This is a genomic window from Hymenobacter guriensis, from assembly GCF_015773195.1.
In the GTDB taxonomy this organism is placed as follows: Bacteria; Bacteroidota; Bacteroidia; order Cytophagales; family Hymenobacteraceae; genus Hymenobacter; species Hymenobacter guriensis.
Genome location: NZ_JADWYK010000004.1, coordinates 280,356 through 293,094, shown reverse-complemented (window position 1 = coordinate 293,094; position 12,739 = coordinate 280,356). Strand labels below are relative to the sequence as shown.

Annotated in this window: 10 protein-coding genes and 4 pseudogenes; 4 read left to right on the top strand and 10 right to left on the bottom strand. The window is 56.3% G+C overall.

From position 1 onward, the window contains the following. Nucleotides 1-63 precede the first annotated feature (63 nt). Nucleotides 64-2,319, bottom strand: a complete 2,256-nt coding sequence (locus I5L79_RS09285; protein WP_196954856.1) for an ATP-dependent helicase — start codon at nucleotides 2,317-2,319, stop codon at nucleotides 64-66. A gap of 205 nt (nucleotides 2,320-2,524) precedes the next feature. Between I5L79_RS09285 and I5L79_RS09280 the strand changes: the two genes are divergently transcribed. Continuing rightward, nucleotides 2,525-3,106, top strand: a complete 582-nt coding sequence (locus tag I5L79_RS09280; RefSeq protein WP_196954754.1) for a DUF3109 family protein — start codon at nucleotides 2,525-2,527, stop codon at nucleotides 3,104-3,106. A gap of 72 nt (nucleotides 3,107-3,178) precedes the next feature. Here the strand turns inward: I5L79_RS09280 and I5L79_RS09275 are convergent, their stop codons facing one another. Continuing rightward, nucleotides 3,179-3,661 carry a hypothetical protein gene (locus I5L79_RS09275; RefSeq protein WP_196954753.1) on the bottom strand — a complete coding sequence of 161 codons (483 nt, stop codon included), beginning with the start codon at nucleotides 3,659-3,661 and terminating at the stop codon, nucleotides 3,179-3,181. 167 nt (nucleotides 3,662-3,828) lie between these two features. On the opposite strand from I5L79_RS09275, the gene I5L79_RS09270 reads away from it, so the two are divergent. Next, the gene (locus tag I5L79_RS09270; protein ID WP_196954752.1) at nucleotides 3,829-4,806 is read left to right on the top strand and encodes a class I SAM-dependent methyltransferase; all 978 of its coding nucleotides are present in this window, start codon (nucleotides 3,829-3,831) and stop codon (nucleotides 4,804-4,806) included. 3 nt (nucleotides 4,807-4,809) lie between these two features. Here the strand turns inward: I5L79_RS09270 and I5L79_RS09265 are convergent, their stop codons facing one another. The 5 genes and pseudogenes from I5L79_RS09265 to I5L79_RS23875 all read right to left on the bottom strand — a co-directional run. Then, nucleotides 4,810-6,006: a hypothetical protein gene (locus I5L79_RS09265; protein WP_196954751.1), complete on the bottom strand. Its 1,197-nt coding sequence runs from the start codon at nucleotides 6,004-6,006 to the stop codon at nucleotides 4,810-4,812. Between the two features lie 165 nt (nucleotides 6,007-6,171). Then, nucleotides 6,172-7,983, bottom strand: a complete 1,812-nt coding sequence (locus I5L79_RS09260) for an alpha-amylase (RefSeq protein WP_196954750.1) — start codon at nucleotides 7,981-7,983, stop codon at nucleotides 6,172-6,174. Nucleotides 7,984-8,230: 247 nt separating this feature from the next. Continuing rightward, nucleotides 8,231-8,647 carry an EamA family transporter gene (locus tag I5L79_RS09255; protein WP_196954749.1) on the bottom strand — a complete coding sequence of 139 codons (417 nt, stop codon included), beginning with the start codon at nucleotides 8,645-8,647 and terminating at the stop codon, nucleotides 8,231-8,233. 160 nt (nucleotides 8,648-8,807) lie between these two features. After that, nucleotides 8,808-9,011, bottom strand: a pseudogene (locus I5L79_RS09250) (acetyl-CoA carboxylase biotin carboxylase subunit); the annotation flags it as partial. 333 nt (nucleotides 9,012-9,344) lie between these two features. Further along, nucleotides 9,345-9,495: pseudogene (locus tag I5L79_RS23875) on the bottom strand (IS982 family transposase); the annotation flags it as partial. A 195-nt stretch (nucleotides 9,496-9,690) separates the two neighbouring features. Here I5L79_RS23875 and I5L79_RS09245 point away from each other — a divergent pair. Together I5L79_RS09245 and I5L79_RS09240 are read left to right on the top strand one after the other, a co-directional pair. Beyond that, entirely contained in the window at nucleotides 9,691-9,966 is a 276-nt protein-coding gene (locus I5L79_RS09245) for a transposase (RefSeq protein WP_262894873.1), read from the top strand. A gap of 31 nt (nucleotides 9,967-9,997) precedes the next feature. Continuing rightward, nucleotides 9,998-10,312, top strand: a complete 315-nt coding sequence (locus I5L79_RS09240; RefSeq protein WP_196954747.1) for a transposase — start codon at nucleotides 9,998-10,000, stop codon at nucleotides 10,310-10,312. A gap of 16 nt (nucleotides 10,313-10,328) precedes the next feature. Here the strand turns inward: I5L79_RS09240 and I5L79_RS23870 are convergent. From I5L79_RS23870 to I5L79_RS09220, 3 genes and pseudogenes are all read right to left on the bottom strand, one after another. Next, nucleotides 10,329-11,013: pseudogene (locus tag I5L79_RS23870) on the bottom strand (transposase); the annotation flags it as partial. Nucleotides 11,014-11,201: 188 nt separating this feature from the next. Further along, a pseudogene (locus I5L79_RS23750) lies at nucleotides 11,202-11,297 on the bottom strand (IS481 family transposase); the annotation flags it as partial. 446 nt (nucleotides 11,298-11,743) lie between these two features. Next, a complete protein-coding gene (locus tag I5L79_RS09220) occupies nucleotides 11,744-12,739 on the bottom strand; it encodes a hypothetical protein (RefSeq protein ID WP_196954744.1) in 996 nt (331 codons plus the stop codon).

Sequence of the window (12,739 nt, the reverse complement as noted above, 5' to 3'; positions counted from 1 at the left end):
AAGGACAGGCGCGCCGAACGCGCAATCCAAGATAGGACGAATTATAGTAAGGCCGGGCGGGGCTTAGTGTACCCGCAGCTTGGCAAAGCTCAGGAGCAGGGTTTTTTCGCCCACTTCCTCGAACTCGATGATGGCCTTGGTGGAGCCCTGCACGGTTTCGAGCTTAGTCACGGTGCCAAAGCCAAACTTGGGGTGCTCTACGCGCTGGCCGGTTTGCAGGTTGCTGGTGTCGGAGGGCTTGAAATCGGCGGGCGGGGTGTACTTGGTGGCGGCCAGCTTGCGTGGGGCCTGGGGCACGAGGTTGCTGCGCCGCTCAAACACGTGCCCGAACGGTGATTCGCCCGGTCCGGTGCGGTCGGGTCCGGGGCCGGCCGAGAACTTGAAGTCCACATACTGCGGGTCGATTTCGTCGAGGAAGCGGCTTTTCTCGCAGGAGCGCAGATTGCCCCACTGGTAGCGGGAGGTGGCGTAGCTGAGCGTGAGCTTTTTCTCGGCCCGTGTAATAGCCACGTAAAATAGGCGGCGCTCCTCCTCCAGGTCGGCCCGGGAGGTAATCATCATCTGGCTCGGGAATAGATTTTCCTCCAGGCCCACGATGTACACGTTGCGAAATTCCAGGCCCTTGGCCGAGTGAATCGTCATCAGCGTCACCTGCTCGCCTTCGCTCTGGGCGTCCTTGGTGTCGGCGTCCGTTACGAGGGCAATGTCCTGCAGGAAGGCGCTTAGGCTCTTTTCCTCCCGCTCGGGGTCTTCCACGAAGGCCTTCACCCCGTTCAGCAGTTCCTGGATGTTTTCGTAGCGCGAGAGGCCCTCGATGCTCTTATCGGCGTAGAGCTCCTCTATCATGCCCGAGTTCTTGGCAATGAACTTGGCGGCTTCAAACGCGTCTTCCTTGGCCGCCACGGCCGTGTACGCCTTGATTTTCTCGGCGAAGTCCACGATGGGGTTGGCCGCGCGCGTGGGCAGAAACTGGTCGGCATTGCTGACGACCTCCCAGATGGTGTGGTTCGACTCCTCGGCCGCGTTGATAAGCTTGGCAATGGTAGTGTCGCCGATGCCGCGCTTGGGGTAGTTGATGACGCGGCGCAGGGCTTGCTCGTCGTTGGGGTTCACCGTGAGGCGCAGGTAAGCTACTAGGTCTTTGATTTCCTTGCGCTGGTAGAAGCTCAGGCCCCCCACAATCTTGTACTTGATGTTGAGCTTGCGCAGGGCCTCTTCCATGGCCCGGCTCTGGGCGTTGGTGCGGTACAGGATGGCAAAGTCGTCGTAGGACAAGTGCTGGTTCATCTTGTCCTCATAGATGCTGTTGGCCACCAGCTTGCCTTCTTCGTTGTCGGAAGCGGCCTTCAGCACCTCAATCAGTGGGCCTTCCTCGTTGTCGGAGAAGACGTCTTTGCGCAGCTGGGCCTGGTTGTTTTTGATGACGGAATTGGCCGCCTTCACAATGGTTTTGGTGGAGCGGTAGTTTTGCTCCAGCTTGAACACCTGCAGCTCGGGGTAATCCTTCTCGAAGTTGAGAATGTTCTGAATATCGGCCCCGCGGAAGGCGTAGATGCTCTGCGCGTCGTCGCCCACCACGCAGATGTTGCGGTCCTTGGCCGCCAGCTTGCGGGCAATCAGGTACTGGGAGTAGTTGGTATCCTGGTACTCGTCCACCATCACGTACCGGAAAATGTGCTGATACTTGTTGAGCACATCGGGGTGGTCCTTGAACAGCACGTTGGTCTGGTAGAGCAGGTCGTCGAAGTCCATGGCCCCGGCCTTGAAGCAGCGGTTGGCGTACTGCTGGTAAATCACGCCGAGCTTGGGCCGCATCGAGGCTTCGTCGTCCTGCCGGATAACGGGGTCGTTCAGGTACTGCTGCACCGAAATCAGCTTGTTCTTGGCCGAGGAAATCCGGCTCAGCACCATGTTGGGCTTGTACATCTTGTCGTCCAGTTCCAGCTCCTTCAGAATCTGACCGATGAGGGTTTTCGAGTCCTGGGTGTCGTAGATGGTGAAGGAGCGGGGGTATCCGATTTTATCGGCCTCGGAGCGCAGAATGCGCGCGAAGATGCTGTGGAAGGTGCCCATCCACAAGTTCTTAGCATTCGGGCCCACCACTTTCTCGATGCGGGCGCGCATTTCCTTGGCCGCCTTGTTGGTGAAGGTGAGGGCCAGGATGTGAAACGGGTCCACGCCCTGCTCCAGCAGGTTGGCAATGCGGTAGGTGAGCACCCGGGTTTTACCCGAGCCCGCACCGGCTATAATCATGCAGGGCCCGTCGATTTGCATCACGGCGGCCGCCTGCGAGGGGTTCAATAACGAAAGATAATCCAGTCCCATGCGAAAGTTAGTCGGAAACTAAGCTTGTTGGCTTGTTAGCAAAGGTACGGCTTTCGGGCGGGGCATGGAAACCGGGTTATCTTTGCGGTTAGTATTTCTCGCAGTGTTTCGCAGAGGCTGGCGCAGTGTTTCGCCGTGTCGTTCCGCCGGTCCACTGCGGGACCCTGCGTCAGCCTCTGCGAAACACTGCGAGAAAACCATGATTATCATTCAAAATACCGTCATTTCCGACGACGTTCGGGACAACTTCTTCGTCTGCAACCTGGAGGCCTGCAAAGGCGCCTGCTGCGTGGAGGGCGACCTGGGCGCCCCGCTGGAAACCGCCGAGCTGGCCATTCTGGAGCAGGAGTACGAGAACATCAAGCCCTTCCTCACCGAGGCCGGCCGCGCCGCCATCGAGGAGCAGGGCCTCTACATCAAGGACTGGGAAGACGACTACAGCACCACCACCATCGGCGACCGGGAATGCGCCTACGCCCTCTACGACGAGCGGGGCATCCTCAAGTGCGGCATCGAAGAAGCGTACCTGGCCGGGGCTACTTCGTTCAAAAAGCCCATCAGCTGCCACCTGTACCCTATCCGCATCACCAAGTACGAGGACTTCGAAGCCCTGAACTACGACCGGTGGAACATCTGCTCGCCGGCCTGCTCTTTCGGCGCCAACCTGGGCGTGCGCATCTACCAGTTCCTGAAGGAACCCCTGATTCGCAAGTACGGCGAGGCATGGTACGGGGAACTGGTAACGGAAATCGAGACGAACAGCCCGCCGGTGAACCCGTAAATTGGATAAGCAACTTTTAAGGCATGTATTTACTCAAGATCATAGTAATACGATTACGCTTTAGCGTATTATTTAGCCATATAGAGCAGGAAGTGAAGGCCTTTTTCTGAACTCCCGGATTGTACCGATAACTAGGGCAAGGCCGCCAATTAAGCCAATGAGTCCTCCATTTCTATTCTGACCCTTTATTAACGAGCTATCTATGATAACCCGTCCGTTTTGCACAAGTTGGTATATCTGAACGGAGTTACCTGTAGTACCAGTAGAACTAGGGTTGAAGTATACTTTAACTTCATTCCCCACAGTTAGTTTGGCGTCGATATCATCGTAGTTCTGGGTGATTTTGTATACCTGAAAGACGTAAGGGCAGTTGGCAATGTGCAAAGTGAATTTTGCGCCAGTTTTTCCTTTTTCCATCAATATGCCGGAAAAACTACTGACATCGGTTAGATCAAATGTAGCCTCTCTAAGTACGCTGAAACTAACAAGTAGAACAGCACAACTTAGGAGTAAACCGAATCCTAGTTGGATATAGCGTTTGAATTGTTGCCACATAAAGGTTAAAAGCTAGTTATCGAAAGACTAAGCTGAGTAAGCGTGCCAAAGGTATTTTGGCTTCATCTTTGGAAAATCAAGAAGCTAAATTTAGGGACTTATACAACTAGTATGCAATAGGCCAACAGGCTGCCTTAAACTGCCTAAACCGTCGTAAGTTTGACCCGATGCCCTGGCTGACCACCGACGACTTTCTGGAAACCCTGGCGAAGCTGCGGCAGCGCGGGCTGCCATTTCTGCTCTCCAAACTGGTGCCCAGCAACCTGGCCCGCACCCGCAGCGCCTTCGACGACCCCGCGCTGCAGGCGGCCAACTGGTGGCAGGTGCCAGCCGTGCGGCGGCGCTGGAACGAGAAAATCAGCGGCGACGCGGCTATGCCTTACGAAGCTTACGTAGCCAGCCGCTACCTGGCGGGCCGCACCGGGCTGCGGCTGCTGTCCCTGGGTAGTGGGGCCTGTTCCCACGAGCTGGTCTTTGCCCGGCAGCCGCATTTTGCCCTGGTCCACTGCCTCGATATTGCCGAGCGGCTGCTAGCTCAGGCGGCGGCCACCGCCCAGGCCGAGGGCCTCCAGAACTTCCAGACCGAAGTAGCCGACGTAAACCGCCTGAACCTGGTCCCAGCTTCCTACGATGTGGTGCTGTTCCACTCGGCCCTGCACCATTTCCGGGATGTAGAGGGCATTGTGGCCCGGGTGCGCCAGGCGCTGGTGCCCGGCGGCCTGCTTGTCCTGAACGACTACGTAGGGCCCGCCTGCCTGCAATGGACGCCCCGCCAGCTGCGCGCCGCCAATGCAGCGCTAGGGGAAGTGCTGCCCGCCCGGTATCGGCAGCGGTTTTTGTCGTCCCAAATCAAGCGCCACGTAAGCGGCCCCGGCCGCCTGCGCATGTACCTGGCCGACCCCTCCGAGGCCGTGGAGTCGGATCGGATTGTGCCCGCGCTCCGGCGGCACTTCACGCCTTTGGAAGAAGCCGGGCTGGGCGGCAACCTGCTCACGCTGGTACTCAAGGATATTGCCCACCATTTTCTGGCCGAAGACCCCACCACCCAGGCCCTGCTAATGGCGCTTTTCCAGCGGGAAGACGAGCTGTTGCTGCAGGAGCCCAGCAACCTGCTGTTCGGCGTGTACCGGCCACTGATGCCCTAGCCGTTACTTCATCAAATCCCGTCGCACTTTCAGGGTGAGGCGTAGGGAATCCTGCCGCCAGCGCCCCCGCAGTCGGAGCGTATCCGGGCCGGCCAGCGCGTACTGCCAGGGACGGGGGGCGCCGTACTCGTTTTTTTCGCTGCGGGCAATGAGCTGCAGAACCTTCTGGGGCCGCGCCGAATCCGGCTCCGTAATGAACCGGTCGCGGCGGAATGAGTTGCGCAGCACGGCGTTGGCCGCCTGAAAGTAGGCGCGGGTCGGCCACACCGAGTCGGTAGCCGCTACCGGCTGCCAGCGGTCGGCCGCCCACCGCTCGGCTTGCACGGTTTCCCACACGCCGGTAACGGGTAGCACCTGGGCCTGCTCGTCGGCGTAAGCCATTACCCCGACGCTATCCTGCCCAACTAAATAGAGCATAGCCAGCGTGAGCAGAATGCCCAAGCCCCGGTACACCCAGCGCCCTATCCGGCTAAAGTGTTCCGCTGTGGCAGGCAGGGTGCGGGGCGCCGCCGGGCGGTGCAAAATAAAGAACTGCCAGAGCCGGTCGGCATCCTGAGCCAGGAGCAGCAAAGCCAGGGCTAGGTAGGTGCCCGAGCCAATCTTTACGCACACGTCAAAAAACAGATTGATGACGAACACGTTGAGCATGACCACCGTGGCCACGAAGGCCCCCAGAGTGCGGGTACGGCGAAACAGCAGCAGCACGGCCGGCAGTATCTCACCCCACCCCAGAAACTGCTGATAAGTCCGCGAGTAGCCGAAAAACTGCCAGGCCACGCGCATCGGGGTCAGCTCGGCCGGCGGCGTGTCGAGGTTAGCCCACAGGCGCGGGAACTGAGTGGCAAACACTTTCGAGCTCCCATACATAAACAGCTGCATGCTCAGGTACAGCACGATAAGGTCGAGCATCACCGCTGCCACTGCCCAGCGGCGCCGCGTCAGCCGTTGCACCAAGGCTGCACCAACTCCTATCAACACGCCCCAGCCCAGGCCAATGCGAAGGGAAAGCCACTGGGCCGGCGTATCGCCGCAGCTGGAGCTTACTTCCGCCAGCGGCTGCAGCAGCCCCATAGACAGTAAGGCTTCGTACAGCCACGGGGCCAGCACCACCCCCAGGCCAACGGCCGCCGCGACGGTATTGAGTAGGTGCCAGCCGGAAGGCACCGGACGCAGCGCAGGAGAGGTAGGGAGGGCAGGCATGGAAAGGGTATACAATAAGACCTGAATATAGAAGTCGTCCTTTAGAATACAAACCCCTGCCAGGTCCGGGTATGCGGGCTGGCGAAGCTGGCTACCAGCCTTTTCCACAACACAACAGGCCGCCCATATACGGGGCGGCCTGTTGTGTTACCTACCTGAAGTTGATTACTGCCAGGTGTCGGTGCGGGTGAGGCTGGTGCCGGAGGGCGTGAAGGTGCGGTTGGCACCACCTTCCCAGAGTACGTTGCCGGCCCCATCCTTGCGGATGTACTTGTACTGCACGCTCGTGCCGCTGGTCAGGTTTACGGTGCCGGTCCACTTAGGCCAGGCCGCGCCACTGAGCTTGATGGCGTTGGCCGTGTTCCAGCTACCCAGCTGAGCCGTGCTGCCAATCACGTACACGTCCTGCCCCGTCACGGTGTTGCTGTAGGTCACGTTGAAGGTCACGGCCGTGGAGCCGGTGGTGGGCGGGGGCGTGGTAGTGCCGCCGGTGGTGGGCACCCATACCGAGTAGCTGCGGGCATTCACCGGGAACACGCCCGTGCCGTTGGCGTCGGTGGTAATGGTGCTGGTGTTGTTGCCGGTTTTGTCGGTCAGGGTCTTGCTCTTGAAGGGCGTGGTAATGGTTTTGGAGCGGGCCGAGGAGCCGTCGTTCAGCAGCAGCAGCAGGCCAGGGTGCGTGGCGTCGCCGGCGCGGGAGTAGGCATACACGTCGGCGTCGTTTACGCTGGTGTACTCAAAGCCGGAGCCGTAGGCGTTGGCCTGACGGATGGCGGTCAGGTTCTTGATTTGCGCACCCAGGCCGTACTCGTAAAAGTCGCGGTAGAACACACAGGGGTAGCCTTTTTCGCGCGTCAGGATATAGGCGTAAGCCAGCATCTTCAGGTTCGTCACGGGCGAGTACAGGGCCCCGGGGTGGTCGGTATCGTGGTTATCGACGAAGGAAACCGACAATGGGCCGTTGGCCTCCGTGAAGCCGGCGAACTGCAGCCCGCGCATATCCCAGGAGCCATTGCCGTTGCTCATGTCCTGGAAAGTGTAGTGCAGCGGCACATCGAACAGGCTGGTACGCCCACCCGTGGCGGTAGCGTAGTTGTTCAGATCCTGCAGGTTGCGAAACCAGGCTTCGCTCACGGCAAACCGGCCGCTGCTGCCCTTCACCGCATCCAGCCACTGGTTCACGTAGGGCGTGTAGATGTGCTTGGTGGCGTCAAGACGGTAGCCGTCGAGCTGCAGCTTGCCCGTAATCCAGTTGCCCCAGTTGATGGTTTCGGTAGCGTTGGCCGCGTTGTTGTTGTACTGGATTTCCGAGCCCAGCAGGTTGTCGTAGGCGTCGTTGTTGGCATAAGGCTGAAAGTCCCAGCTTTTCCACTGGTACCAGCCGTTGTTGGGCGCCTGCTGGGTGCCGGTAAAGTTGGCGGAGCTCCACTTATAGGAGCTGTAGGTGTTGCCGCGGCCAGGGAAGTTGAACTTGGTATACACGGTGTTGCCATTCACCGTTTCCTGTGCGTCGGCCCAGGTCAGGTGGTTCATCACCATGTCCTCGTATACCTGAATGCCCTGCCCGTGCAGGCTCGTAATAGCCGACTGCAGCTGCCCGATGGTGCCGTAGCGGGTGGCTACGGTGCCTTTCTGGTTGAACTCGCCCAGGTCGTAGCGGTCGTACACGCCGTAGCCTACGTCGGTAGCGCTGCCGCCTTTGTAAGCCGGCGGAATCCAGAGGGCCGTGATGCCCGCCGCCTTCAGCTCCGCCGCTTTCGAGCCCAGGTTTTGCCACCAGGAGCCCGCCGGGGTACTGACGGGTACATCCCAGTAGAAGGCCTGCATCATCACGCCGTTGGTAGGTACGGCATTTTGCGTGGTGGAGGCCGCCAAGGGCGCCGGGGCAATGGGCGTTACCACATCCTTGGTGCACGAAGACACAAGTGTGCCCGTGGCAGACAGCCCGAGTAGGGCCGCCGCTAAAAACTTTCTCATAAATGGTGGGGTTTTGGTAGGGGGTTATGCTAGCAATACTAGATATTATGCTACATATTAAAAGGATATAATTTTGTCATTTAAGTAAAATATTTCAGTGATGAATTACGGCATAAATTGCTTTGTATAAGCCACTTATAGGTTGATATAAATTTGCTAAACGCGAAATTTCGCCTTTGAAAAGTATTCGCTTATACTTAATAAGTACAATCAGTCTCGCGGTTCCTAATGCCTTGGCGTTGACGCTTCAGCGCCATACCAGCACCAAGGTGCCTAAAAGGATGAGCCCTGCCCCCAGGCCCGTTTGCCAGGTAAGCTTTTCGCCTAGGAACACCACCGACAAACCAATAGCTAGGGCCACGCTCAGTTTGTCCACAGGTGCCACGTGCGACACTTGCCCCAACTGCAAAGCCTTGAAATAGAAAATCCACGACAGGCCCGTAGCCAGCCCTGATAAACCCAGAAACACTAGCGTAGTGCGCGACAGGTGCTGAAGCTCGCCCACACCACCCCGAAAGTACACGATGCCCCAGGCCAGCACCAGAATAACCGACGTTCGGATAGCCGTAGCCAGGTTGGAATCAACGCCCTTTACTCCAACCTTAGCCAGCACCGCGGTAAGCGCCGCAAAAACGGCCGAAAGCAAGGCGTACGTCCACCACATAGTTGGTTGCCAGTTCTTTGTTGTCAGTTGTAAGCCAGGCAAATGGCAATCCATTTGCGAAGACCAAGGTACCTACGTGTGTTGCGGGCAAGATGTCTGTAAACAACAATGCCTGACGATGACGCCAGGCATTGAAGAAAGCAGCAATAGCCGTGAAGGGCTACAGCACCGAGAAGTCGAAGGAGGATTCCAGGAACTTGGTAGTGAAGTTGCCGGCCTGGAAGTCGGCGTTGTCCATCAGGGCAAGGTGGAAAGGAATGGTCGTTTTCACGCCTTCCACTACGAACTCGCTCAGGGCCCGCTTCATCTTCACAATGCACTCTTCCCGCGTCTGAGCCACGGTGATGAGCTTGGCAATCACATTCTAAGTACAAAATAATCGATGATAATATTTAAAACTCTTCTTGATCAAACTACTTGCGCCCTTGGTTAAGAACTGGAGGTTGATGTCTTTCTACTAAAAGAGAGAGTCGGATCGAGTTTAGAAGTTGATTGATAGAGTCCAGTATTATTGTTTGCTACTATTTATTACAAGCTCACACTATCTTAGTACATAAAACTGACGTTAATAGAGCATAATGTCGAATTAAATTCTAGTGCCAGTTAATCTCATTTGTATAGGATATTATTCCTATTTTAGCAGATTAACTAACGGTATACGTGGTAGTTGCACTGGTTAACTAACCCAAGTTGCAGATTACAGGCCGAATCGGTCGGGGGCATGTGCAAAGAACAAAGAGGCCGGATTTGAGGGCAAAGCCGGCGGCAGAAGTAGCGTGGAACTTCTTGGCAAATTGATTTGTGAGGCCGCTGAAGCAGGTTTCGATGCCCTGACGGAAGTGCCGCACTGTCAGAGCGTGTTTGGGAATTAGGTTCGGGCAAAAAGAAACGAGCCAGTAAGTTGCGTGGGGAGTTCCTAGGCTCCTTTTCGCTCTATGGTTGAGTGCTATCACCCCCTTACTGACTCGCAGTGGCAAGTTATCGCGCCGCTACTGCCCCTGCAACGCAAGCGGCGCTTGTATTTGCGCTAAGTCGTTGACGCCCTGCGCTACGTGTGCCGCACGGGCTGCCAGTGGCGCAGCCTGCCGACGTGTTTTCCAGCCTGGTCGGCCGTGTACTACTACTTTGCCCGCTGGCAAGCCACCGGCACGCTGCAACAACTCAACGAGGCCGGCAACCGCGCCGACCGGCTGGCGCGCAACCGCCTGCCTATCCCGTCGCTGGCCCTGGTCGACGCGCAAAGCGTCAAACTGGCCCCGCGCCTGAACCAGCAGCGCGGCCTCGACGCGCACAAACGGGTGAACGGCCGCAAGCGCTAGGTCCTGTGCGACACGGGCGGCCCACCCGCTCTTGCCCCGGCGCGAGCAACTGCGCCCGGGCTGGGCCAGCCGGCTGCGCACTGTGCTCACTGACCGGGCCTACCACGGTCGTTTTGCCCAGCAGGTCCGGGCTTTGGGCTGGCAGCACCAAGTGGCCAGCCGCCCGCCCAGTGCCGATCGGGGCTTCGTGCCCGTGGCCAAGCGCTGGGTCGTGGAGCGCACCTTCGCCTGGCGCAACTGCTTTCGGCGCATCGTCGTGGATTACGAGCGCACCCCGGCCAGCCATGCGGCCTGGATACTGCTTGCCAATCTGACCATGACGTTACGACGTGCTACAACCAAGTAAATTCCCAAACACGCTCTAAGAAAGCGCGTGCCGGTTCGTGCGGGCGTTTGCTATTGGCGCGCCGGGCCGTGTGCTGCTGGAAGCTGGTAGCTTCTTCGAACACATCCTCGTGAATATAGACGGTGTAGTCCGCGTCGGTGTAGAGCACGCTGCCCTCAGGTAGATCGGGGTCGAGTTGGCGCAGGCCGGTCATGTCAGCCTCGCTGCCGGGGTGAATGTAATAGGCCACAGGCAGTCCGTCACCGGTAGCCAGCACCTGTACCTTCACGCCGTAGTTCCAGTAACGCTTGATGGCACAACGCCCATGATAGACCTTGCCCATCAGAAGTTTACTGCGGCCGATGCGCGTGTTGTGGCACACGGGCACAGGAGACGAACCGAGCACAAGGCGAGCTGCCGCATGCTGGTCTTTGAGCAACTGGCCAAACGTGGTGAAGAGCTCATTGAGCACGCCTTTGAGCTGGTGCAACTGGCCGCGAAAAGCCACTTTTGTGCAGCGCCCGCTGTCCCTAGTGGCCCTGCATGTAGCGGCAGCCTCCGGTCAGGTTGCCGCCGAAGTAGCGCGCCGCCACCAAGGCAGTGGTCAGCACCTCGGCATCAGACAGGTGCTGGCGTGGGTTGGGCACTGGTGCCCAGGCCGGGCAGATGGCCGTCAGCCAATCATCGATAAAGCAGTACATTGCTACGGTCTGTTCCGTCATGGTCAAAGCAAGGAGTGAAGCGTCAGATACTTCAAAACCTACTCTGTTCTAGAGTGTGTGGACAGTTAGCGTATCCAATCGAGGGCAGCGAGTAGGTGGGCAGTAGCTAAAAAAGAAAGAGCCGACTTGTCGTAACGAGTGGCAAAACCGCGGGCTTCTTTGAGTCGCCCAAAGAAGCGTTCGGCTTCGATGCCATGGCTCTTGGCGAGCGTTTGTAGGCTTTCCTGACTACGTTGGATAGCGGCTCCAACTGCCTCTGTTGTTCGGGCGATACCGTGGAGTATCTGTCAGCTTAACGAAATCCCAAGCCCGAAAGTACACCATCACATTCTGGAACTATACAGCTAGGAAGTAAAACGGATCCATATGGCCGCGCTCAGGCACGGCTTCCACGTGCTGGTGACACTCACGGACTCGCTCCGTGTCACGTTCGGAGGTTTACAAGATTTGTGCGCCGTAGGTTCTATTATTTCAACACGCGCCAGACCGCTCCCTGCTCATATCCTGCCGTCTAGGCTTGGCATGCTTGTGTCCGTGCGTCTAGGCAGCGCCCCAAAGTGTCCGTCTGCCGCTACTGCTGCATTAACGCTCCGCTCAGCTAACGGAGCGCCACGCGCTGGCACAAAGCCAATCAACGTTTGAAACTTCCCACTTACGCAGGCCGCCTACCAGTCGCTACATTGTTCTCGAATTCCTATATCTCTCAAATTTATTTTTTGCTTTGCGTGCTCTACTTAGAGTTAGGACTAACTATCAGGCTTTGCAGTGTGGCACTATCTAGATGAGTAGTCAGATCACGACAAAATTGTTGAGTAAATATTTCTGCGCCCTCCTTATTCAGGTGCTGAGAGTTATAAAAATAACGGCGTGAACGTGAAAGTGGGTGATTAGAATAATCTAGAAAAGGTATATTAAAATCATTTGCATAACGTGTATATAGGTCAATAATTTCCTTTCTATTCCGAATTATTGATTGAAATTCGGAATATTCGGGTGGGTAAACAAGTATTAGCTTAATATTTTTGGCTTGACACATCATGAGAAACGATAAAAACTTTGCCTTTGCTTTATAGTCAACGATAGCAAATTCGCCGCGAGGATGCGCCGCTTTAAACTCTTCGAATTTGCCATCCCATTTTTTGTCCTGTGGAGCATAATTTTTATTGATCTTTTCTATTACCGTTGGGCGCTGATGAATATAATTGTTGATTCCTTCCTTTATTAGAAAGGCTTCACTATTATAGCGGTATAAAGGTACATGTATTTGAAACCAATTGAACCTGCCCTTATATTGCTGTGTAGCACCTATAATAGAACTATCGCTTAGATATGGTAAAAATTGTTGATATTCGAACAAATCTGATCGATCATGTAATGAGAAAAAATCTAACACTTGTACTATGCACTTAGGCTTAGGATTATACTTTAGGGCCATTTTTAAACGATAATCCTGCATCGAAAACTGATAACCTTCCATTCCAAGGTTGTAGCTATTCGTATGCAACATCGAGTCAATAATATTGGTCGAAAACTGTACCCGTGCACGAGAAGAACCAGATATGTATATTTTGCTCTTAATTTTAGAGGAACGAATATCATTCCATGTGCCCAGATACTTATTGCGTGAAAGGAGTAGTCCCTGTGTTATTGCATGATGTAGCCCAAATGCGAAAGGCAGTGGCAAAATAATAAAAAGGGCAGCTTTGTAAACAAAGGTTTTCAACAT